This window comes from Devosia insulae DS-56, assembly GCF_000970465.2.
In the GTDB taxonomy this organism is placed as follows: domain Bacteria; phylum Pseudomonadota; class Alphaproteobacteria; order Rhizobiales; family Devosiaceae; genus Devosia_A; species Devosia_A insulae.
In genome coordinates this window covers 121,303-141,261 of sequence record NZ_LAJE02000285.1, presented here as the reverse complement: position 1 = coordinate 141,261, position 19,959 = coordinate 121,303, and the positions used below count along the sequence as shown (strand labels likewise).

Genomic DNA, 19,959 nt, shown 5'->3' with positions numbered 1-19,959 from the left:
CATCCTCGTCGACCTGATGCGCCGCGAGATGCGCAAATCGAGCTTCCTCGCCGCCGAAGCCATCGTCCACCAGCTCGAGCCGAGCGTGGCGTTGCGCCGCTTCCCGGTGCGCCAGGCCGACTTCTTCGTGCTGCAGGCGCCGGACGTCCCCTCCGTGCTGGTCGAGCTCGGCTTCCTTTCCAACGCGGCCGACATCGCCAACCTGCAGCAATCCGATTGGCGCGACCGGGTGGTGAACGCCCTGGCGCGCGGTATCGCCGATTACTTCGACAGCACGCAGAAGGCGGCGGCGACGCAGTGACGTTTTGGGCACGGGCCGCTCTCAACGTATTGAAACGGCGGACTTGTCCACATTTCCGCCCTTGTCTGGTATGATTCCGCAATATTCCGCGCCTGATCCGATTGGACCTGTGGCGCCTGCTCCAAGGTTCACCATCTGATGCTCAGACTTCTCGGCTGGCTCTTCGGTTTCGGCGTGTTCTGCGCCCTGGGTGCCGTCGCGGTTGGCGCCGTCTATCTCAACCAGCTGAATTCGACGCTGCCCGATTACACCGTGCTGAAGGACTATCAGCCGCCGGTAACGACGCGCGTCCATGCGGCAGATGGCACGCTCTTGGCCGAGTATGCGCGGGAACGCCGGCTGTTCCAGCCGATCGAAACCATCCCGCCACTGATCATCAACGCCTTCATCTCGGCCGAAGACAAGGACTTCTATACCCACTCGGGTATCGCTGTGGATGGCGTGGTCCGCGCCCTGCGCGACAACATCATGGCGCGCGTCGAAGGCAACGACTCCATCCAGGGCGGCGGTTCGACCATCACCCAGCAGGTGGCCAAGAACTTCCTCCTCACTTCGGAGCAGACCTGGGACCGCAAGATCCAGGAAGCCATCCTGGCGCTGCGCATCGAGTCGACCTTTTCGAAGAACAAGATCCTCGAGCTCTACGTCAACGAGATCTTCCTCGGGCTCAACTCCTACGGCGTGGCCGCCGCGGCGCTCAACTATTTCGACAAGGCGCTCTACGAGCTGACGCTCAGTGAGGCCGCCTATCTCGCCGCGCTCCCCAAGGGCCCGAACAACTACCATCCGTTCCGCCGCCCCAAGCAGGCCATCGAGCGCCGCAACTGGGTGATCGATCGCATGGTCGAGAATGGCTACGTGACCGCCGAGGAGGCTGCCAAGGCCAAGGACGAGCCGCTCAACGTCAAGCCGCGCACCTCCGGCAGCCAGCTGTTCTCGGCGGAGTATTTTACCGAGGAAGTGCGTCGCCAGCTCGGCAAGCTCTACGGCGAAGCCGAGCTCTATGGCGGCGGCCTCAGCGTCCGCACCACGCTCGACCCGCATCTGCAGGATTACGCGCGCCGCGCCCTGATGGATGGGCTGATCAACTACGACCACGGTGAAGGTTTCCGCGGTCCCATCGCCAGCGTCGACATCAGCTCGGACTGGGGCGTCGCGGTCAACGCCGTCAAGCCGCTCAGCGACGTGCCGGAATGGACCCTCGCCGTGGTGCTGGAGATGGGCGACAACGCAGGCCGCATCGGCATTCGTCCCGCCACCGATATCGAGGGCAAGGTCTCGGCCGAACGCGTCACCGGCACGATTGCCGGCCCAGACATCAAGTGGGTGAGCAAGAAGCTCGGCTCGCTGCTCAAGCCCGGCGACGTGATTTATGTGTCCAGGCTCGCCGACCGCGAAGGCGCCTATACGCTGGAGCAGGTGCCCGAACTGGAAGGCGCGCTCGTCGCCATGGATCCGCGCACCGGTCGCGTGCTGGCCATGGTCGGCGGCTTCTCCTACGCCGAGTCCGAGTTCAACCGCGCCACCCAGGCGATGCGCCAGCCCGGCTCCTCGTTCAAGCCGATCGTCTATTCGGCGGCGCTCGACAACGGCTACACCCCGGCCTCGGTGGTGCTCGACGCCCCGATCGAGATCGTCAACGGCGACGGCTCGGTCTGGCGGCCGGAGAACTACGCCCAGGAATTCTATGGTCCGCAGACGCTGCGCCGCGGCATCGAGCGCTCGCGTAACGTCATGACGGTGCGCCTCGCCAAGGATCTCGGCATGCCGCTGATCTCGGACTACGCCAAGATGTTCGGCATCTATGACGAGCTGAACCCGGTGCTGGCCATGGCGCTCGGCGCCGGCGAGACCACTGATATGCGGATGACCGCGGCCTACGCCACCATCGCCAATGGCGGCCGCCGGATCGTCCCGACACTGATCGACCGGATCCAGGACCGCTACGGCAAGACCATCTACCGTCACGACGAGCGCGTCTGCGACGGCTGCGCCGCCGAGACCTGGAACCAGCAGGGCGAGCCGCTGATCATCGACAATCGCGAGCAGGTGCTCGACCCGATGACCGCCTACCAGATCACCTCGATGATGGAAGGCGTGGTGCAGCGCGGCACCGGCACCGGCGCCAAGAGCCTCGGCCGTCCGGTCGCCGGCAAGACCGGCACCTCGAACGACTACAAGGACGCCTGGTTCATCGGCTTCACCCCGGAACTGGCGGTCGGCGTCTATGTCGGCTTCGATACGCCGCGAAACATGGGCCGCCAGTCGACCGGCGGCGAAATGGCCGTGCCGATCTTCACCGAGTTCGTCTCCAAGGCCCTGAAGGGCAAGCCGCCAACCCCATTCAACATGCCCGGCGGCATGGCGCAGGTGTGGATCGACCCGGGCACCGGCGTGAAGGCCAATGGCGGCGACCAGGCCATCTACGAGGCGTTCAAGCCGGGTACCGGCCCGAACCTCGTGACCTCGGTGATCGGCGTCGACTCCAACGCCTTCCAGGCCATCCAGGCTGGGCAGGATCCGGCTGCCACCGACATGACTTTGGGCCGCGGCGGGCTGTTCTAGCCCGATGATCGTCGGCTATCCCGATCCGCGGCTCACCCGCAAGGCCGAGCCGCGGCCGCTCGATGACAGCCTCAGGGCCATCGGCTACCGCCTGCTCGAGGCGACCCGCGCCGCCAATGCCTTCGGCCTTGCCGCCGTCCATGTCGGCGCCGTGGCGCCGGTCGTGGTGATCAGTGCCGACGAGGATCCGGCAAAGCGCGACTACCTGGTGCTCTACAATCCCCAGATCGTCTCGACCGACGGTCCCAGCATTCCCGGCCCCGAAGGCTCGGTGTCGATGCCCGGCGTCGAGGTAGAGATCATTCGCCCCTACGCCGCCCAGATCGCCTGGCACGACGAAGCCGGCGCCCGCCAGCAACGCCGCTTCGAAGGCCTTCCGGCCCGCATCGCCCAGCACGAGATCGACCAGGTCAATGGCACCTTCTTCCTCGAACGCCTGTCCCGCCTGAAGCGCGACATGGTGCTCAAGAAGTGGAAGAAGCGCGCCGGGGAGTAGCGAGACTTGACCGGCCTGGGGTTCTCGGCTTGATGGGATTTGGACCGCGGGGGGCTGCGGAGGCCTGATGCACACTATCGTCGACTATGTGCGCGTGCTGCGCCAATACCGCAAAGAGGTCGGGCGCTATCCCAACCTGCTGCGGCCAGCTCGCTTTACCGAGAAGGTCCAGATCGCCAAGCTCCGCTGGCGCTCGCCTCGCATGGTTGCGCTCGCTGACAAGGTGGCCGTCAAGCCGATCGTCGCCGACCAGCTGGGCGCCGAATGGATCACCCCGACGCTCTATGCCGGTCGCGTCCTGCCACCACGCGACGAGCGCAACTGGCCGATGCCCTACGTCATCAAGGCAAACGACTGGAGCGGTGGCAACGTCTTCGTCACTGGCCCGGAAGCACCGGATTGGGATGCCATTGAAAAGGAGGTCGAGTATTGGCGCACCCGGACCTTCGGCCGCTCCATGGGCGAGTGGGTCTATCGCGCCATCCCGCACCAGGTGCTGGTCGAGCCCTATATCGGTGGCGCGGAGCCGCCGGTGGATTACAAGCTCCACGTCTTCGATGGCCGGGTCGAGCTCGTCTCGGTGAACTGGGACTACTTTTCCGAGCTCAAGCGGGCCAACTACGATCGGGACTGGAACCGGGTACCCTTCGTAATGTCGAACGAAGCGCCGCCCTATTACGGCCCCGGCATCCCGCCGCGGCCCGAGAGCTATTCCGAAATGATCCGGGCCGCCGAACGGCTGTCGGCCGGCTTCCCCTTCGCCCGCATCGATTTCTACGAGATCGGCGGTCGCCCGCGCTTCGGCGAAGTGACCTTTTATCCCAGCTCTGGGTTCATCAATCTGCCGGACGAATACGATTTCAAGTACGGCGCCATGTGGCCGGACGTGCTGCCGGCGTGAAGCATCGATGTCGGGGGTGGTGCCGGCAGCAAGAATCGAACTCGCGACCCACTGATTACAAATCAGTTGCTCTACCAACTGAGCTATGCCGGCCCGACGCGGTCGATATCATTGGCCGCTGGATGGCGCAAGGCGCGCCGCAGCATGCCGTGGCGGGCGGCGACGGCTTGTCTTAGATGTGGCATCCTCGCTGTGCAAATATCCGGCTGGCTGGTGATTCACTGGCGAAGGAGACGCCGTGGGAGGCGAACGAAGCGCATCGGTTCCGGCCCGCATCCTGCCGCGGCACGCCGCCTTCCTTTGGGGCGTCGGCGTCGGGCTGGCGGTGCTTGTCGTGTGCCTGCTGCTGTCGCCCAAATATGCGGTCGCCGTCGCCGCCAATGCGATGTTCGTTACCTACCTGCTGCTCGTCCGCATCGAGTTCCCGTGCCTCACTGCCGAATTCCTGCAGCAGCGCCCCGATGACGCCGATTCCCCGGTGGTGGCGATCTTTCTCGTCACCATCATGGTGGCGGTCGTGGCGATGATCTTCCTGTTCCTCGCGCTCAATGGTGGGGCAGGGCACACCGATCCGCTCGAGATCACGGTCAGCGTCGTTTCCGTGGTGCTCGGCTGGTTCACCGTGCACACCATGGCGGCGCTGCACTACGCGCACGAGTATTATCGCGATGACCCGGACGGAGAGGGCAAGGTGCTCGCCGGCCTGGCGTTCCCGGGCCATGAGCTGCCGGATGGGGCGGCGTTCCTCTATTTCTCCTATGTACTCGGGATGACCGCGCAGGTGGCCGATGTCGCGGTGACGTCGCGGGCCATGCGGCGGCTGGTGACCCTGCACGGCGTCGTCTCGTTCTTTTTCAACACGGTCATTGTCGCGGCGACGGTCAACGTCGTCGTGGCGATCGCCGGCAAATAAGGCTGGGCGCCTCTGGCGGCTCAGGCAAACAGGTCACGCGCGGCGGGCAGCTGTCTCGGGCGCCAAAACTTCGAAGAGGAAACTGACGATGAAACGAACCCACCTTCTGGCCCTGCCGGTCGCCCTGTCATTGGGCCTGCTGCTCGCCGCCTGCGACAACAATTCGGCACCGCCGCCGGCCAAGCCGGCCGCTGAGGCGCCTGCCGCACCGGCGGCCACCGCTGACGCCGACAAGGCTGCAGCGGAGCAGAAGGCTGCCGAAGAAAAGGCGGCTGCGGACAAGGCAGCTGCGGACAAGGCCGCTGCGGACAAGGCGGCGGCAGATAAGGCAGCTGCAGATAAGGCAGCTGCAGATAAGGCAGCTGCAGATAAGGCCGCTGCAGATAAGGCAGCTGCAGATAAGGCAGCTGCAGATAAGGCAGCTGCAGATAAGGCGGCTGCAGATAAGGCGGCCGCAGACAAGGCAGCCGCAGACAAGGCAGCCGCAGACAAGGCAGCCGCAGATAAGGCGGCTGCAGACAAGGCGGCTGCAGATAAGGCGGCTGCAGATAAGGCGGCTGCAGATAAGGCTGCCGCAGACAAGGCTGCCGCAGACAAGGCGGCTGCAGATAAGGCGGCTGCAGATAAGGCGGCTGCAGATAAGGCTGCCGCAGATAAGGCAGCCGCAGATAAGGCAGCTGCGGACAAGGCAGCAGCAGACAAGAAGGCTGCCGAGGCAGCCACGGCCGCCAAGGCGGAAGCGGACAAGCAAGCGACGGTTGCTGCGGCCGCCGCCAAGGGCAAGGCTGACGCCGAGGCGGCTGTTGCGGCCGCCGCCGAAGCCGCTCCGGCAGCGGCCTCCGCTGAAGCCAAGGGTGCAGCAGACGCTGCTGCTGCCGTTGCAGCTGCTGAAGCTGCTCCCGCAGCCGCAGCGACGCCGGCCGAGAGCAAGGGTGCGGCCGACGCCGCCGCTGCCGTTGCAGCGGCCGAGGCCCCGGTGATGACCACCCCGGCCATGGGCATCCTGCCGGCCGATGGCCTGAAGCCGGATACCCGGCTGGCCGCCAATGCCGACCGCAGCCAGATCGGCTACCTCGGCGTCTGGGCGCCGAACTTCGATGCCTGCGGCACCGTCGATCAGGCTGGCGGCACTGGCTACGTGGTGATCACCAAGATCAGCGTGCGGCAGGGCAGCGAGATCACGCTGGTCGATGCCGTTCCGGCGACCAACGGCAAGGTGAGCCTCAAGGCCGGGGACAAGACGATCGAGATCGCCCAGGCCGGGACCGACGTGCTGAACGTGAATGGAACCGATCTGGTGCGCTGCACCACGCCATAATGGGTTCTGGGGTCGCGGGGGTTACTCCGCGGCCCTCTTACTGAGCCTGGCGGCCGGCGGTTACCGCGAACAGCGCGATCGCCGCCGCGTTCGAGACGTTGAGCGATTTGATCGGCCCGGGCATATCGAGCCGCACCATCTCGTCGCAGAGCTCGCGCGTCCGCTGCCTGAGGCCTTTGCCTTCGGCGCCGAGGACGATCGCCATCGGCGCATCGTCGGTGCGTGGGCGGATCGGGGCAGGGGCTTCCGAATCAAAGCCGATCACCGTCAGGCCCCGCTCTTTCAGCTTCTCGATGGCGTCGCCGAGGTTACGCACCTCGATCATCGGCACCATGTCGAGCGCGCCGGAAGCGGCCTTGGCCATCACCCCGGTTTCGCGCGGCGAATGCCGCGCCGTGGTGACCACCGCGTCGGCGCCGAAGGCGCAGGCGGTGCGCAGGATCGCCCCGACATTATGCGGGTCGGTCAACTGGTCGAGGATCACCACCAGCCGGGGATTGGGGACATCGTTGAGCCCGAAGCGGCTGACCGCCTCGACTTCCAGCGCCACACCCTGGTGCACCGCGTCTGCACCGAGCAGCCGATCGAGGTCCTTAGGCGTCGTTTCGGTGAAGCGCATCTCCACCGGACCGGTCTCCCTGAGGCGCATCAGCGCATTGGGCGTGACCAGGAGGTTGCGCCGTTCGCGGAGAGGATTGTCGAGTGCCGCCCGCACTGTATGCAGCCCGTAGAGGTAGACCGGCCCGCTATCCGGGTCGTACTTGGGCTTGGGCGGGAATTTGTTGCGGCTCATGGGGATGCCCTAGCGGTTTTGACCGAGGACAGCAAGGCGGCGAAGCTTCTGTCGCCAGTGGGCAATTGGGTGTTGACAGGCGTTCACCGCCCCGACATAAACCGCCCCGACGACGCGCCCGGGGACGGGCGCCGTTCGTTTCTCCGGCTCTGAATGGAGGGGTGGGAGAGTGGTTAAATCCGGCAGACTGTAAATCTGCTCGCTTAGCGTACACTGGTTCGAATCCAGTCCCCTCCACCACCCCCCAAACATGGCCGGTAGTTTCAGAGCCGACGTTCAGCTTACTCAGCGAGCTCGTCCGGCGTTGGCGCTTCGAACATGCCCATCCACTGTTTGAGCTTGGCCTCCGGGATATGAAAAGTCCCAGCCGGCAGTTCGTTGTTCCGGGCCCTGATGCGCTCCAGCAGCAATTCCTCTGTCGCATCGGCAAAGTGGATCCTGAAGCCGACACCGAGGTCGCGAGCTTTGGCACGCAGTTCGTCCCGCTCGCGCCTGCTCCAGAAGCCGAAGTCGAGGATCACGTTTACGCCAAGCACCAAGGCCCTCGAAGCGGTCTCCCACAGCAGCGCCTCTATTGCCCCGTGCCTGGCGTTGTGGATCGCGAGGTCAGCATCATCGCTATGGTCCTCGACGTCCATTCCGAACAACCGGACATGCCACTCATCGACAGTCAGACGGAGTGCGGCGTAGTCCACCTCAAGCTCCCGCGCCAACGTCGTCTTGCCGCTGCCGGGTAGTCCGACCATCAAGTGAAGAGTTGCCATTGCCTCGTCGGTCCCGGTTGCCTCCAAATATGACGGCACCGTTATCCGAAGCGCAACCGGCCTTCGCCGGTCACCGGAGGTAAAGGCAAAGCCAGTCAGGCATCCCCGTCCGCGCCAGCTTGTTCCATCAGCACCGAACTCGCCGGCGCCTCGAGCGTCCAGGTGATGCGCGACGGGCTTCGGCTGATGCTGGCTCGACCATTGAGCGCGAAGGGCGCTACACGCTCGAGCACCACTGTCCCGAACCCACGCCCGGCGCGCGGCTCAGGCACCAGCGGCTCGTCGAAGCTCTCGTCCCAGGTCAGCGTCAGTTCGGCCGCAGGCTCCCGGCTCACCGACCACGACACCGTGATGGCGCCGCCTGCGCCAGAGAGCACGCCATACTTGGCAGAGTTGGTGCCCAGTTCGTGAAAGGCCATGCCGAGGTTCTGCACGGCATTGGGCGAGATCGAGACGAGGGGCCCCGATATGGTTACCAGGCTCTCGTGCCCGAACGGCGCCAGCTGCGCCTTGACCAGTTCAGCCAGCGTCGAGCCGGTCCATTCCGAGCGCACCAGCAGGTCGTGCGAGGCCGCGAGGCTGGCGATGCGGGTGCGGATCTTGGCCTGGAACTCGTCGATCGACACCGAGCTCAGCCCGGTCTCGCGGATCAGCGACAGAATCACGGCGTACTGGTTCTTCACCCGGTGGTTGATCTCGCGCAACAGCACGCGGATGCGCCGCTCGCTTTCCTTGGTCTGGGTAATGTCCCGCGCGATCTTGGAAGCGCCAACCACCTCGCCGCGTGGGTTACGGATCGGCGACACCGTCAGCGAAACGAACACCGTGCTGCCGTCCTTGCGCAGCCTGACCGTCTCATAGCTCTCGACCCGCTCGTTGGCGCGGATGCGCCGAATGATATCGGTTTCCTCGTTCCGCAGGTGCGGCGGGATCAGCATGAGGATCGACCGGCCGATGGCCTCGTCGGCCGAGTAGCCGAACATCCGCTCGGCGGCCGGGTTCCAGTCCGTGATGATGCTGTTGAGATCCTTGGCGATCACCGCATCGAAGGAAGAATCGATGATCGCGGCAAGCCGCGCCTCAACAATGCGCCCGCCCTCGTCGAGGTTCTCTCGTTCGTCCTGCATATAGTCCCCCAGACACCCGCCATTGAACGGCAAAGTCGCACGTTGGTTCCGAGTGCCCGAGGATTCTTCGTGTCTCGCGGTTATTGGGTCAGCAGGCGGTGCGAGCGCGGTTGCCAGCCGATGAGCCGGGCGGCTTTCGACAGGTCGTGTTCTTCGCCGGTCTCGTCGCCGACGATGAACAGCGCCTCGAACCCGCCTGCCGAGGGCGGGGTGACCGCTTCGATGGCGCCGAGATAGGCATTCGCCATATCCTCCTCATCGAGCGGGTAGACATAACTGCCGTCGCCGGCGCGCTGCGGGTTGCGGCGCTGCGCCAGATAGTCGGCGCGCTTGCGCGGCCCGCTGATCCTCAGCCCGATGATGTTCATGCCGAACCAGTGCGCGAAATAGGCGCAGATCTCCTCACCCAGCCCCTTGCTGAGGCCGTAGACCGAGGGCGAGTCGAGCGGCACCTGGTCCTCGCCGGGGTAGTTCGGCCGGCCGCGATAGTGGACGCTCATCGAGCTGGTGTAGACGCCGCGCTTCACGCCAGCTTCCTGTGCCAGATAAAGGAACAGGTGCAGAGCTTTGGTATTCAAATCATAATTATTGATGATGGTTTCGATGTCCTGGTCGGTGACCATGCCACCCTGGGCGCTGCGCATGGCCAGCCAGATGAAGCCATCGACGCCCTGGAGCGCCTGGCGGATCGCCTCGGGGTCGAGTACCGAGCCCGCCACATGCTCGACCTCCGGGTCGGTGGATGCGGCGAGGTCGAGCACCCGCAGGGTGTGCCTCGCCTTGAGATAGGGGGTGATCAGCTGGCCGACATGGCCGGCCCCACCGACGAGCAGCAGCTTCATCGTGCTGCCTCCGGCTTGTCACCGACATCGAGAATGCGGATGCCGCCCTCCCTGGCGATCCGATGGAACAGGGCACCGACATCGGACAGCTCCTCGCTCGAGTTGCCCTCGGCGATCAGCGGATAGTCCGCGTCGAGCGCCTCGAGCCGGGTGAACAGCGTCGGAAAGTCCATAACACCCTTGCCGGGGCAGCCGTCCTGCAGGTGGATCGCCAGCCGGTTCTCCACCCAGATGTCCTTGGCGTGAGCGCTGCAGATGTGGCGGCCGAGCAGGTCGAAATGCGCGTTCAAGGCGCCCCCGGTGTCGTAGATCGTTTCGAGCGTGATCCAGTTGGCGGAATCGTAGTCGCAGCGCACCCATGGCGAATCTACCGCATCGAGGATGCGGGCCGCGATCTCTGGGGTGCGCGGCGTGACCAACGAGTGCGATTCGAGGCTGAGGAACACGCCGGCATCTTCCGCCGCCTTGGCGCACTCCCTGAGCGAGCGGATCAACTGCTCCTCGGCCCTGGCGGTCCAGTTGTCGGGATGCGGGAACCATGGCCCGGCAGGGTTCATCGAGCCGGGGCCGGTGTCGATGCCGCGCGCCCCCATCCAGCCGGCGAGCTGCAGCGCCGCCTGCACCACGCGCACCGATTGCCCCCGCGCCGTCTCGTCCGAGGTGACGAGGTTCTGCCAGTACCCGGTGGTCTGAAACAGCGCCACGCCCTCGTCGGCGAGCAGCGCCTTCAGCCGCGCGGCATCCTCGCGCCGCGTGCTCAGCGGGTCGTTGTCGCGAAAGCGCGTGAAGATGCCGGAAAAGCCCGCATCGCGGACCCGTCGGCACATTTCAGGGGAAAGATCATTCATGTCCGCGGGCAAAAAACACCCGCTCATACCAAGCCGCATCGTCGTCCTCCTCGAGACGCGGCATCCATCCGGCGCTGAGGCCCGGAGTCAATTATACGTTCGCCTCCACTGGGGCAGGGTTCGGCCGGCAAGCAGGGCTATTCGCACCAGTTCGGCGCCTCCGGTGTCCTTGCCCGCGCCAGTCCCTCGGCGATCAGCTGTGCACCCAGCGACTGCCCATCCCGCGACACCTCCGCCAACTCCGAGCCGTCGGGATCCCCGATCTCGAACGGTGCGGTATTCAGCAGGTCACGCAACCGCAACGCCGAACGCCACGACAGTTGGCTCGCATTGGGGCATGCCGAGGTGTAGCGCCCCGGGGTGACGGCGTCGGCAAGGCGGACGAGCTTGCCGCGCAGATAGAAGCTGTCGCCGGACCACACACAGGTCTGGTGGGGCAGGGCCTCACACAGCATGAACCCGGCGTCCTCGGCATGAGCCGGAAGAGGGGCCGCCAGCAGCGGCAGCATCAACAGGGCAATCGCGGCGCGCATGCCCCACGCTGACTCCGATCCGGCCCGTGGGCAACGCACAATAGTGGGATCGAAGAGACTTGCCAGCATCGCGCCTCAGCCACTAAGAAGCGCTGGCGCTTCGGCGCGGGTGTAGCTCAATGGTAGAGCAGAAGCCTTCCAAGCTTATGACGAGGGTTCGATTCCCTTCACCCGCTCCAACGCTCGCCCCGCGGATACGAACCCTCGTTTTATCGCTGGTCGGAGCCGCAGGCGGCTCCTTCGTGGTTCGATCCCCTTCACCCGCTCCAACGCTCGCTCCGCGGATACGAACCCTCGTTTTGTCGCTGGTCGGAGCCGCAGGCGGCTCCTTCGTGGTTCGATTCCCTTCACCCGCTCCAGCTCGACTTCCCCTCAGCTAATCGGCTTACTTGCTTCTTCGACCACCCAGTCGCGGAAGGCCTTGATCTTGGGCACGTTGCGGCGCCCCTCGGGGTAGGCCAGCCAGTAGCTCGTGCCGACATCGATGATCCGTTCGAACGGCTGGATCAGCCGGCCCTCAGCCAGCTCGCGCTGGAAATACTCCGGGGTGAGCAGGGTGACGCCCTGGCCGGCGATCGCCGCGATGGCGTCGAAGGTCTGCATGTTCATCGACGGCGTCTTCTGCTGCTTCAGCACGTCATGCGGCAGGCCATAGGCGTCGAGCCAGCGGATCCACCACGGGTCGTCGGAATCCAGCAACGGCAGCTTCAATATATCGGCTGGCTCACGGACCCCGCCGATCGTTGCAGCCAGCGCCGGCGACAGCATCGGGGTGAACCGTACGTCGATCAGCCTGACAGCGCTGAGCCCGGGCCACTTGCCCCGGCCGGCGCGCACCACGACGTCGGTTTGCTCCCGGCCAAAATCCACCAGCCGGTCGGTGGTCTCGAGCCGTACCGCGATCTCCGGGTGCCGGAGCTGGAAGATGCCAAGCCGTGGCGCCAGCCATTGCGCCGCGAACGTGTGCATGGTGTTGACAATCAGCGTGCCATGCTCGCGTGCGCCGAAATCGATGAAGGCTTCGCGCAGGATCTCGAACGACCGGCTCACCTCCGGCGCCAGCCGCTCGCCGGCCTCGGTCAGCGCCACCTCGCGCGGTCGCCTGAGGAACAGCGGCGAGCCCACCCTCTCCTCCAGCAGCTTGATCTGATAGCTCACCGCAGCCTGCGTCATCCCCAGTTCCTGGGCGGCGCGGGTGAAGCTCAGGTGCCGGGCCGCCGCCTCGAAGACGCGGATCGCGGCGAGTGGGGGTAGGTGATCAGACATAAGGCCTCCTTATGCATGATACTCGAGCTTTGGTTGGAAATCAAAGCTCTGGAGGCGCATCTTCTGTTCAGACGCATCAAACTGACGGAGACGGAAATGCTCTACCAGGCCCCAAAGTCCCGCGCTGCCCGGCTGTTCGGCTGGGTGAAGCACGCCATCATCCCGCGCCGCGCCCATCCCGTGGCCGATATCCGCGAGCTGAGCTCCTACCTCCGCGCCGATATCGGCGCCGCCGACCAGGACTATCCTTTTCACCACCCGTGACGAGTTGCTGCGCTTTCGCGGCGGCGCATGAGAAAGGCCCGGCAGTGCTGCCGGGCCTTCAATATGTCGGGGCGTTTCCCCGGACGGCAGTGCCGCCGGGGGATCAGCAGTCGAGCAGGTGGCCCGAGCCCTTCGGAGCGGCGGTGCAGGTCCACAGCGTCGGCAGCTTGAGCGTAGTCGCAGTGGTCTCGGTCGCGGCGGCAACGGCTTTCGGCGTCGCCTTCAGCATTTCGGCGCCTTTCTCCCAGCATTCCTTCTTCAGGGCTGGGAAGATCAGGCAGTTCACTTCGGAATCCGTGAGCGCCGGAGCGGCAGCGGCAGGCAGGACGGGCACGGCGAAACCGGACGCGACGAACGCGGCAACGAGAACGAGTCTCTTCATCTATTTCCCCTGGTTACCTTCGAAGCGCGACCCCAAGCCGCGCGGCACGGAGCCTAATCCCGCGCCACAGCGGCGCGCAATCATTACGGCAAGGTTGCCCCCTTGCCACTTGCGCGGCTCGAGGCTTTTCAGTAGAGGGAGGGCCGCAGGTTTAGGGGTATAGCTCAGTTGGTAGAGCATCGGTCTCCAAAACCGAGGGTCGAGGGTTCAAGTCCTTCTGCCCCTGCCACCTGCCCAGGCGCCTGAACGCGCCAACCAATCCCATATTTCGCCGATTGAAAGTGCACCGCGCCGGCAGGCGTCGGGCCGCTCACAGCATTCCGAGCCACATCGCGACCGGGGTTGCCAGCATCGCGGCGACCAGGGCGGCGAACAGAGCCTTGAGGACGATGGTCTGGAGCATCGTGCCCTCGGGAGAAAGACAGCGGGCGCGACACGAGTTGCCACCAGAGTCAGCGGCCCGCTGCTTCCTCCCGAAGGCCTCACTCTAGGTCGGCTGCGAAAGGCGCGCATTTAACAAAGACATCCCGGAGCGGGCGCGATCAACTCTCGCGGGGACGGGCCCTCGGTGCATGGCGATGCCTTGCGGGCGCCGCCGATCTATCCCAAGAAGGTGCGGGGCTTGGGGATATGACGACATGAAGGTGACGCTCGACCTCGACGATCTCGTCCGCCGCGGAGAACTCACCCAGGCGGAGGCCGATCGACTCAAGGGCTTTGCCAAAGCCGACACTGGCGCGCTCGGCACCAATATCCTGCTGTCGTTCGGCGCCAGCGCCATCGTCATCGGGCTTGGCGCGCTGTTCCCGACCGCCGAGACCGCCATCGTGCTCGGCGGCTTGCTGCTGGCTTTGGGGCTGGTGCTCAGATTCGCCGGCATCGAGCGCTGGACGCTGTTCGGCCAGGTCTGCGTCACCATCGGCGCCCTTGCTCTCTCGGGCGGCATCTCGCTCCTCGCCCAGGGATCGGTGCCGATCAATCTCGCTATTGGAGCAGGGCTGGCAGTGGCGGCGGTGGCGGCGCGCTCGGGGCTGCTGGCGGCGCTGTCGGTGATCATGCTGACGGCGACGGTTGGCGGGGCAACCGCCTACAATGGTAGTTTCTTCTGGCAACCAGCGCTGACCATCGGCATCCTCGCCGCGCTGACGCTTGGGCTCTATCTGCTCTCGCTGCGGCTGCCGCCGGACTATGAGCGGCTGGCAATCATCGCGGCGCGCGTTGCCATCCTGATGCTGAACTTCGGCTTCCTCATCGGCTCGCTGTTCGGCGACGACGCGCTGAACCTGCCGCCGCTGGCCTTCAGCGTCGCCTGGGCCCTGGTGCTCATCGTCACCGGCTTCTGGGCGATCCGCGCCAACCGCCGCTGGGTGGTCAATGCCGCCGCCGTGTTCGGGGCCATCCACTTCTTCATCCAGTGGTTCGCAACCCTGGGGCCGTCACCAATCTCCATCATCGGTGGCGGGTTGCTGCTGGTCGGCTTTGGCTTTGCCATCCGGTGGTTCAACCGCATGCCGAGCATGAAGCCGGCATCGGAGGGGTCTGTGACCATCCCCGAGTCCGTTGCCGGCCCGGGTGGAGCGGCTTGACCGCCTCGGTGCGGCGCGCCGAATTCGGTAGGTGAGTGTCGGACGAGGGCGTAGAGTGCCCCGGCGCACAAACGCGCCACCAGCGAAAGCGACACCCCGATATGCCTGTGGATCATCCCGACACCGCGCCCGTCGCGGGTCGTCGCATGCCCAGTCGCACCCTCACCGTGGCGCTGAGCTTCTTCATCACACTCGGCGCGCTGTTCGTGTTGGCGCCGCTGCTGCGCTTCGGCACGAGTTTCGGCTGACGGAGACCGACGCCATGCCGCGCAGGCGCGAAACTGCGGCCGACCCCGCTTCGGGCGTCGGCGAAGAAGACCTGTCCCGGCCGTTCGACTACACTGAACCGGCCGATCTCTACTTTCCGGTGCAGGTGGGGCGGAAGGCCGGGCTCGACTATCGTCGTTTCTCCTCTGCAACCCTCGCGCTGCGCTACGCCATGGAGTCGCTGCTGCCCGGCAAGCTGAGCGCGGCGACGCTGGAGGTCGATGGCGAGCGCTATGACAGCGTCGCGATGCGCCGGCTCTATGCCTCGTCGGAGTTTCCGGCGTCGTGAGGCGGCGGCACGTCGATGCCGTCCTCGAGATACTCATGCAGCTTGTTGCGTAACGTGCGGATGCTGATGGCGAGGATGGCGGCGGCGTGGGTACGGTTGCCGTGGGTGGCGCGCAGCGTCGCGAGGATCAGTTCGCGCTCGACATCGGCGGCCTGCAGGCCGACCAGCTGCAGCGTTGCGGTCGGGTCGGGATGAAGGTTGTAGGCGGTTGGCATCCGAGGCCCTCGCACTATTCCATTTCCACCGGCAGGGTGAGGCTGAGATTGAGGGCGGCGAGGAAGGCGAGGATTGCGGCGACGACGACGATGGCCACCGGCAGCCAGTGCCCGAGCCGGGCTCGCGTCATCGCTTGCAGCACTATCCCCATCCCCATCGCCCCAGAATCACGCCGCGGGTCCGTATGCTCCGTGGTAATTGAGGCAAGCTGACGGATGGCTGACAGTAGTCGCAAAAAAGACCGTAGACGCCATGCAGGGCTGCTAAGACGGCACGCTCCGGCAACAAGCAGTACTCAGCATCTCAACTTCCTCGGCGAAGGCAGCGTCTCACCTCTCTGGCGTAGGACCAGCGGGAACAGCTCGCTTCCGCTGCTTTTGCTTTGAGTCCTGCATCCGCCGTGTCGAGGGCGCCCCCGTTAGTCACTGCTCCAGTGGTGACGCAGCGCTCGAAGCGCAAAAGGGGCGTGTCTCCTGGCAGAAGCTTTGACCCATCCAAACGTCGGATCGAAAGCGCGGTGCTGGCCCGTGGTCAGGATGCGGGCCGACAGTCGCCCTGGCGCCCGACATCAGCGTGTCATTTGGGCTTGCAATGGCACAGGCAAGCCATTAGATACCACTTCCCAAGCCGCCCGGGGTGACTCGCGCGGTTCTTCGTTTTTGGCCTGAAGGCCCGACGGAAAGTAGAGCTGATGGCTGCGTTGAACCCCGTGAAATTTCTGCAAGAGGTTCGTCAGGAAGTCGGCAAGGTCACCTGGCCGACCCGCAACGAGACCCTGGTCTCGACGGTGATGGTGCTGGTGATGGTGGTCATCGCGAGCATTTTCTTCCTCGCCGCCGACCAGCTCATTCACTGGATCGTGCAAATGATCCTGTCGATCCGCTAAGCGGCAAACAGACTATTAGGAGCTTCGACGCGGCATGGCCAAGCGCTGGTATATCGTTCAGGCGTACTCGAACTTCGAGCGCAAGGTGGCGGAGGACATCCGCCAGAAGGTTGCGCAGAAGAAGCTTGAAGACCTGTTCGACGACGTGATTGTGCCGACCGAGAAGGTCGTCGAGATGCGTCGCGGCCGCAAGGTTGACGCCGAGCGCAAGTTCTTCCCGGGCTACGTGCTGGTGAAGATGGATATGACCAACGAGGCGTTCCATCTGATCAAGAACACGCCGAAAGTTACCGGCTTCCTCGGTTCGGGCGACAAGCCCATGCCGATCTCTGAGAAGGAAGCCATGGCCATCCTGCAGCAGGTGCAGGAAGGCGTCGAGCATCCCAAGCCGTCGGTCTCGTTCGAGGTTGGCGAACAGGTGCGCGTCTCCGACGGTCCCTTCGCCAGCTTCAACGGCGTGGTGGAAGAAGTCGACGAGGAGCGTTCGCGTCTCAAGGTGGAAGTTTCGATCTTCGGGCGCCCGACGCCCGTCGAACTGGAATACGGGCAGGTCGAAAAGGTCTAGTCCGTTACCGTCGCCGGGAGGCGATGGAAAACCGTGGGAGGGCAGGGCGGTCGCCAACCGCTCGTAAAGCCCGGACCACGGCGTCTCACAGATCCGGTGACGCGGATCACCCGCCCGATCCTGGGCACATATGGAGATTGAACCATGGCAAAGAAAATCACTGGGTACCTGAAGCTTCAGGTCCCGGCCGGCTCGGCGACCCCGTCGCCCCCGATCGGCCCCGCGCTGGGTCAGCGCGGCCTCAACATCATGGAATTCTGCAAGGCCTTCAATGCGAAGACCGCCGAGCAGGAAAAGGGTGCCCCGACCCCGGTCGTGATCACCATCTACGCCGACAAGAGCTTCACTTTCGAGACCAAGCTCCCGCCGGTCACCTACCTGATCAAGAAGGCCGTGAACCTGAAGTCCGGCTCCAAGCTCCCGGGCAAGGAATCTGCTGGCACGATCACGCAGAAGCAGATCCGCGAGATCGCCGAAAAGAAGATGGCCGATCTCAACGCCTATGACGTCGACCAGGCCGCGACGATGATCGCCGGCTCCGCCCGCTCCATGGGCATCCAGGTGGAAGGCTGATCATGAGCAAGCTCGGTAAGCGTACAGACGCCGCCCGCGTGGGCATCGATCGCAAGAAGCTCTACGCGCTCAGCGACGCCGTGAAGATGGTCAAGGAACGCGCCAAGGCGAAGTTCGACGAGACCGTCGAAGTTGCGTTCAACCTGGGTGTCGACCCGCGTCACGCCGACCAGATGGTCCGCGGCGTGGTCAACCTGCCCAACGGCACCGGCAAGACCGTTCGCGTCGCCGTGTTCGCCAAGGACGCCAAGGCCGATGAGGCCCGCAAGGCTGGCGCCGATATCGTTGGCGCCGAAGACCTGGTGGAAATCATCCAGGGCGGCAAGATCGAGTTCGATCGCGTCATCGCGACCCCGGACATGATGCCGCTGGTTGGCCGTCTCGGTAAAATCCTCGGGCCGCGCAACCTGATGCCGAACCCCAAGGTCGGGACCGTGACCCCGGATGTCGCCGGTGCGGTGAAGTCCGCCAAGGGTGGCGCCGTCGAGTTCCGCGTCGAAAAGGCTGGCATCCTGCACGCCGGCGTCGGCAAGGCTTCGTTCTCGGAAGAAGCCCTGCTGCAGAACATCAAGGCGTTCGCCGACGCGATCCAGAAGGCCAAGCCTGCTGGCGCCAAGGGCACCTACGTCAAGCGCGTCGCCGTGTCCTCGACCATGGGCCCCGGCGTCCACGTCGACCCGTCGTCGGTCAACGCGTAAGAAGAATTCCTGGCGGCAGCAATGCCGCCAGGATGCCGATCTTCGGATCGGTGAAGTCCTGTCCGAGACTGCGGGTCTGCTCCTTCGGGAGAGCTAATCCCTACCAGCGACGCGCTTGCGCGCGTCAAAGGAACCCAGCGACGCGTTAGCGCGCGATCAAGGGAACAAGGGGCCCGCATAGATGGGGTGACAACCGGAATTCTTGTCCGGTTCGAACCAGGCCAGTTGCCGCCAAGGGGCATTTCGCCCTCCGACGGTCAGCCGGTTGACAGGCATCAACCGCTGCACTCCAGCCGGAGGGCAGCAATTGGCAAACGGTCCGGGACCTATCTCCGGGCCAAATGTGGAGACTAGCAGTGGAAAGAGCGGAAAAGGCTGAGCTCATCGCCTCGCTCCAGTCGTCGTTCGCGACGGCCGGATCGATCGTTGTTGCCCAGAACGCCGGCTTGACCGTTGCCGACCTGGAAAATCTGCGCAGGCAGATGAAGCAGGCCGGCGGGACGATCAAGGTGGCCAAGAACCGCCTCGCCAAGCTTGCTCTGAAGGAAACCGACAACGCCGATATGTCGGCCCTGTTCTCAGGTCCGACCGTCGTCGCCTTCGCCAAGGATCCCATGATCGCGCCGAAAGTCGCGGCCGCTTTCGCTGACAAGAACCAGAAGTTCGTGGTTCTCGGTGGCGCAATGGGGAAGACCGGGCTCGACGCCAACAACGTCAAGGCGCTCGCCACCATGCCGTCGCTGGACCAGCTTCGCGCCACGCTCGCAGGGATGCTCAAGCAGCCCGGCACGCGTATCGCGTCGGTCCTGCAGGCCCCTGGCGGTGCGGTTGCACGGGTCATCTCGGCGCACGCCGAGAAGAGCAATGCAGCATAGGCAAACTACCCACGTGGGGCCGATCCGGCCCTCCACGGTTCGAACTGAAACATCAAAGAGAGTGAACATAAATGGCTGATCTCGCCAAACTCGTAGACGACCTGTCTGCCCTGACCGTTCTGGAAGCTTCCGAGCTGTCGAAGCTTCTCGAAGAGAAGTGGGGCGTTTCGGCTGCCGCTCCGGTCGCCGTCGCTGCCGGCCCGGCCGCTGCTGCCGCCGCTCCGGTGGAAGAGAAGACTGAATTCGACGTGATCCTCGCTTCGTTCGGCGAGAACAAGATCAACGTCATCAAGGAAGTCCGCGCCATTACCGGCCTCGGCCTCGGCGAAGCCAAGGCACTGGTCGAAGCGGCTCCGAAGGCCGTCAAGGAAGGCGCCAACAAGACCGAAGCCGAAGACATCAAGAAGAAGCTGGAAGCTGCCGGCGCCAAGGTCGAGCTCAAGTAAGGTTGTCTGCGGACAACGATCTCTGGCAGCGCGGCGAATTTGCCGCGCTGCCTTATTTGCGTCGCATTTATGGTATTTGGGACGCGTTCCACCCGCGCGATTGGATGGCCGGGCAGGACAATCAAAATTTCGGAGTTCGGATGGCGCTCATTGGGCGCAGATGAATTCGAGTGCAGTTGCGACGGGGCAGAAGCAGTCCCCGCGCAAACCAGTGCGTAATGACCGGGGCTCCCTCCCTCTCACCG

At 64.8% G+C, this 19,959-nt stretch carries 25 protein-coding genes and 4 tRNA genes; 18 read left to right on the top strand and 11 right to left on the bottom strand.

Going from position 1 to position 19,959, the window contains the following annotated elements:
* From VW23_RS20570 to VW23_RS20555, 4 genes are all read left to right on the top strand, one after another.
* Window positions 1-301: N-acetylmuramoyl-L-alanine amidase family protein (locus VW23_RS20570; protein WP_176730450.1), on the top strand; the 301-nt coding region annotated here is incomplete at its 5' end.
* A 138-nt stretch (window positions 302-439) separates the two neighbouring features.
* Window positions 440-2,866 (top strand): penicillin-binding protein 1A, encoded by a 2,427-nt coding sequence (locus tag VW23_RS20565; RefSeq protein WP_069911370.1) that lies wholly within the window; start codon window positions 440-442, stop codon window positions 2,864-2,866.
* 4 nt (window positions 2,867-2,870) lie between these two features.
* Window positions 2,871-3,362, top strand: coding sequence for a peptide deformylase (locus tag VW23_RS20560; protein ID WP_069911369.1), 492 nt, complete (start codon window positions 2,871-2,873; stop codon window positions 3,360-3,362).
* Between the two features lie 67 nt (window positions 3,363-3,429).
* Window positions 3,430-4,263: an ATP-grasp fold amidoligase family protein gene (locus VW23_RS20555; RefSeq protein WP_084646338.1), complete on the top strand. Its 834-nt coding sequence runs from the start codon at window positions 3,430-3,432 to the stop codon at window positions 4,261-4,263.
* Between the two features lie 17 nt (window positions 4,264-4,280).
* Here VW23_RS20555 and VW23_RS20550 read toward each other — a convergent pair.
* A tRNA-Thr gene (locus tag VW23_RS20550) sits at window positions 4,281-4,356 on the bottom strand.
* 145 nt (window positions 4,357-4,501) lie between these two features.
* Between VW23_RS20550 and VW23_RS20545 the strand changes: the two genes are divergently transcribed.
* The gene (locus VW23_RS20545; protein WP_084646337.1) at window positions 4,502-5,176 is read left to right on the top strand and encodes a DUF1345 domain-containing protein; all 675 of its coding nucleotides are present in this window, start codon (window positions 4,502-4,504) and stop codon (window positions 5,174-5,176) included.
* Window positions 5,177-5,264: 88 nt separating this feature from the next.
* Window positions 5,265-6,494, top strand: a complete 1,230-nt coding sequence (locus VW23_RS29100) for a hypothetical protein (RefSeq protein ID WP_069911368.1) — start codon at window positions 5,265-5,267, stop codon at window positions 6,492-6,494.
* A gap of 37 nt (window positions 6,495-6,531) precedes the next feature.
* Here the strand turns inward: VW23_RS29100 and rlmB are convergent, their stop codons facing one another.
* Entirely contained in the window at window positions 6,532-7,287 is a 756-nt protein-coding gene (gene rlmB / locus VW23_RS20535) for a 23S rRNA (guanosine(2251)-2'-O)-methyltransferase RlmB (RefSeq protein ID WP_069911367.1), read from the bottom strand.
* Window positions 7,288-7,442: 155 nt separating this feature from the next.
* Here rlmB and VW23_RS20530 point away from each other — a divergent pair.
* Window positions 7,443-7,527, top strand: a tRNA-Tyr gene (locus tag VW23_RS20530).
* A gap of 41 nt (window positions 7,528-7,568) precedes the next feature.
* Here VW23_RS20530 and VW23_RS20525 read toward each other — a convergent pair.
* From VW23_RS20525 to VW23_RS20505, 5 genes are all read right to left on the bottom strand, one after another.
* Window positions 7,569-8,051, bottom strand: coding sequence for a P-loop nucleotide/nucleoside kinase family protein (locus VW23_RS20525; RefSeq protein ID WP_069911366.1), 483 nt, complete (start codon window positions 8,049-8,051; stop codon window positions 7,569-7,571).
* Window positions 8,052-8,146: 95 nt separating this feature from the next.
* Complete coding sequence (locus VW23_RS20520; RefSeq protein WP_069911365.1) at window positions 8,147-9,178, bottom strand: PAS domain S-box protein; 1,032 nt, start codon at window positions 9,176-9,178, stop codon at window positions 8,147-8,149.
* Between the two features lie 80 nt (window positions 9,179-9,258).
* Window positions 9,259-10,020 (bottom strand): NAD-dependent epimerase/dehydratase family protein, encoded by a 762-nt coding sequence (locus VW23_RS20515; protein ID WP_069911364.1) that lies wholly within the window; start codon window positions 10,018-10,020, stop codon window positions 9,259-9,261.
* A complete protein-coding gene (locus VW23_RS20510; protein ID WP_069911363.1) occupies window positions 10,017-10,847 on the bottom strand; it encodes a sugar phosphate isomerase/epimerase family protein in 831 nt (276 codons plus the stop codon). Before VW23_RS20510 ends, VW23_RS20515 begins: the two co-directional genes overlap by 4 nt.
* Before the next feature lie 158 nt (window positions 10,848-11,005).
* A complete protein-coding gene (locus VW23_RS20505; protein ID WP_069911362.1) occupies window positions 11,006-11,401 on the bottom strand; it encodes a hypothetical protein in 396 nt (131 codons plus the stop codon).
* A gap of 105 nt (window positions 11,402-11,506) precedes the next feature.
* Between VW23_RS20505 and VW23_RS20500 the strand changes: the two genes are divergently transcribed.
* Window positions 11,507-11,580, top strand: a tRNA-Gly gene (locus VW23_RS20500).
* A gap of 193 nt (window positions 11,581-11,773) precedes the next feature.
* On the opposite strand, the gene gcvA is transcribed toward VW23_RS20500, so the two are convergent.
* The gene (gcvA, locus tag VW23_RS20495) at window positions 11,774-12,667 is read right to left on the bottom strand and encodes a transcriptional regulator GcvA (RefSeq protein ID WP_069911361.1); all 894 of its coding nucleotides are present in this window, start codon (window positions 12,665-12,667) and stop codon (window positions 11,774-11,776) included.
* 96 nt (window positions 12,668-12,763) lie between these two features.
* On the opposite strand from gcvA, the gene VW23_RS29095 reads away from it, so the two are divergent.
* A complete protein-coding gene (locus tag VW23_RS29095) occupies window positions 12,764-12,931 on the top strand; it encodes a hypothetical protein (protein ID WP_176730449.1) in 168 nt (55 codons plus the stop codon).
* Window positions 12,932-13,034: 103 nt separating this feature from the next.
* Here VW23_RS29095 and VW23_RS20485 read toward each other — a convergent pair whose 3' ends face one another.
* Window positions 13,035-13,313, bottom strand: a complete 279-nt coding sequence (locus VW23_RS20485) for a hypothetical protein (protein ID WP_069911359.1) — start codon at window positions 13,311-13,313, stop codon at window positions 13,035-13,037.
* A gap of 153 nt (window positions 13,314-13,466) precedes the next feature.
* On the opposite strand from VW23_RS20485, the gene VW23_RS20480 reads away from it, so the two are divergent.
* From VW23_RS20480 to VW23_RS20470, 3 genes are all read left to right on the top strand, one after another.
* A tRNA-Trp gene (locus VW23_RS20480) sits at window positions 13,467-13,542 on the top strand.
* 409 nt (window positions 13,543-13,951) lie between these two features.
* Entirely contained in the window at window positions 13,952-14,899 is a 948-nt protein-coding gene (locus tag VW23_RS20475) for a hypothetical protein (protein ID WP_069911358.1), read from the top strand.
* Between the two features lie 262 nt (window positions 14,900-15,161).
* On the top strand, window positions 15,162-15,455 hold the full coding sequence (locus VW23_RS20470) for a hypothetical protein (RefSeq protein WP_244513673.1): 294 nt from the start codon (window positions 15,162-15,164) through the stop codon (window positions 15,453-15,455).
* On the opposite strand, the gene VW23_RS20465 is transcribed toward VW23_RS20470, so the two are convergent.
* The gene (locus VW23_RS20465; RefSeq protein WP_069911357.1) at window positions 15,425-15,670 is read right to left on the bottom strand and encodes a helix-turn-helix domain-containing protein; all 246 of its coding nucleotides are present in this window, start codon (window positions 15,668-15,670) and stop codon (window positions 15,425-15,427) included. The genes VW23_RS20470 and VW23_RS20465 overlap by 31 nt on opposite strands.
* Before the next feature lie 14 nt (window positions 15,671-15,684).
* Entirely contained in the window at window positions 15,685-15,813 is a 129-nt protein-coding gene (locus VW23_RS29690; RefSeq protein WP_280138995.1) for a hypothetical protein, read from the bottom strand.
* A 546-nt stretch (window positions 15,814-16,359) separates the two neighbouring features.
* Between VW23_RS29690 and secE the strand changes: the two genes are divergently transcribed.
* The 6 genes from secE to rplL all read left to right on the top strand — a co-directional run bounded on the left by secE (window position 16,360) and on the right by rplL (window position 19,714).
* Window positions 16,360-16,557, top strand: coding sequence for a preprotein translocase subunit SecE (gene secE, locus VW23_RS20460; protein WP_069911356.1), 198 nt, complete (start codon window positions 16,360-16,362; stop codon window positions 16,555-16,557).
* Between the two features lie 34 nt (window positions 16,558-16,591).
* Entirely contained in the window at window positions 16,592-17,122 is a 531-nt protein-coding gene (nusG, locus tag VW23_RS20455; RefSeq protein ID WP_055877965.1) for a transcription termination/antitermination protein NusG, read from the top strand.
* Window positions 17,123-17,266: 144 nt separating this feature from the next.
* Entirely contained in the window at window positions 17,267-17,695 is a 429-nt protein-coding gene (gene rplK, locus VW23_RS20450) for a 50S ribosomal protein L11 (RefSeq protein WP_055877963.1), read from the top strand.
* Window positions 17,696-17,697: 2 nt separating this feature from the next.
* Window positions 17,698-18,393, top strand: coding sequence for a 50S ribosomal protein L1 (gene rplA / locus VW23_RS20445; protein ID WP_055877960.1), 696 nt, complete (start codon window positions 17,698-17,700; stop codon window positions 18,391-18,393).
* A 356-nt stretch (window positions 18,394-18,749) separates the two neighbouring features.
* Window positions 18,750-19,268, top strand: a complete 519-nt coding sequence (gene rplJ / locus VW23_RS20440; protein WP_055877957.1) for a 50S ribosomal protein L10 — start codon at window positions 18,750-18,752, stop codon at window positions 19,266-19,268.
* 71 nt (window positions 19,269-19,339) lie between these two features.
* The gene (rplL, locus tag VW23_RS20435; protein WP_069911355.1) at window positions 19,340-19,714 is read left to right on the top strand and encodes a 50S ribosomal protein L7/L12; all 375 of its coding nucleotides are present in this window, start codon (window positions 19,340-19,342) and stop codon (window positions 19,712-19,714) included.
* Window positions 19,715-19,959 lie beyond the last annotated feature (245 nt).

Excerpts from the sequence above, each read along its gene's own strand:
- rplL (WP_069911355.1), top strand. The coding sequence starts at position 19,340 with ATGGCTGATCTCGCCAAACTCGTAGACGACCTGTCTGCCCTGACCGTT.
- gcvA (WP_069911361.1), bottom strand. The coding sequence starts at position 12,667 with ATGTCTGATCACCTACCCCCACTCGCCGCGATCCGCGTCTTCGAGGCG.
- VW23_RS20510 (WP_069911363.1), bottom strand. The coding sequence starts at position 10,847 with ATGTGCCGACGGGTCCGCGATGCGGGCTTTTCCGGCATCTTCACGCGC.
- rlmB (WP_069911367.1), bottom strand. The coding sequence starts at position 7,287 with ATGAGCCGCAACAAATTCCCGCCCAAGCCCAAGTACGACCCGGATAGC.
- rplA (WP_055877960.1), top strand. The coding sequence starts at position 17,698 with ATGAGCAAGCTCGGTAAGCGTACAGACGCCGCCCGCGTGGGCATCGAT.
- rplK (WP_055877963.1), top strand. The coding sequence starts at position 17,267 with ATGGCAAAGAAAATCACTGGGTACCTGAAGCTTCAGGTCCCGGCCGGC.
- VW23_RS20505 (WP_069911362.1), bottom strand. The coding sequence starts at position 11,401 with ATGCGCGCCGCGATTGCCCTGTTGATGCTGCCGCTGCTGGCGGCCCCT.
- nusG (WP_055877965.1), top strand. The coding sequence starts at position 16,592 with ATGGCCAAGCGCTGGTATATCGTTCAGGCGTACTCGAACTTCGAGCGC.
- VW23_RS29095 (WP_176730449.1), top strand. The coding sequence starts at position 12,764 with ATGCTCTACCAGGCCCCAAAGTCCCGCGCTGCCCGGCTGTTCGGCTGG.
- VW23_RS20515 (WP_069911364.1), bottom strand. The coding sequence starts at position 10,020 with ATGAAGCTGCTGCTCGTCGGTGGGGCCGGCCATGTCGGCCAGCTGATC.
- VW23_RS29100 (WP_069911368.1), top strand. The coding sequence starts at position 5,265 with ATGAAACGAACCCACCTTCTGGCCCTGCCGGTCGCCCTGTCATTGGGC.
- VW23_RS20555 (WP_084646338.1), top strand. The coding sequence starts at position 3,430 with ATGCACACTATCGTCGACTATGTGCGCGTGCTGCGCCAATACCGCAAA.
- VW23_RS20525 (WP_069911366.1), bottom strand. The coding sequence starts at position 8,051 with ATGGCAACTCTTCACTTGATGGTCGGACTACCCGGCAGCGGCAAGACG.
- VW23_RS20565 (WP_069911370.1), top strand. The coding sequence starts at position 440 with ATGCTCAGACTTCTCGGCTGGCTCTTCGGTTTCGGCGTGTTCTGCGCC.
- VW23_RS20470 (WP_244513673.1), top strand. The coding sequence starts at position 15,162 with ATGCCGCGCAGGCGCGAAACTGCGGCCGACCCCGCTTCGGGCGTCGGC.
- VW23_RS20560 (WP_069911369.1), top strand. The coding sequence starts at position 2,871 with ATGATCGTCGGCTATCCCGATCCGCGGCTCACCCGCAAGGCCGAGCCG.
- VW23_RS20475 (WP_069911358.1), top strand. The coding sequence starts at position 13,952 with ATGAAGGTGACGCTCGACCTCGACGATCTCGTCCGCCGCGGAGAACTC.
- VW23_RS20485 (WP_069911359.1), bottom strand. The coding sequence starts at position 13,313 with ATGAAGAGACTCGTTCTCGTTGCCGCGTTCGTCGCGTCCGGTTTCGCC.
- VW23_RS20520 (WP_069911365.1), bottom strand. The coding sequence starts at position 9,178 with ATGCAGGACGAACGAGAGAACCTCGACGAGGGCGGGCGCATTGTTGAG.
- VW23_RS20465 (WP_069911357.1), bottom strand. The coding sequence starts at position 15,670 with ATGCCAACCGCCTACAACCTTCATCCCGACCCGACCGCAACGCTGCAG.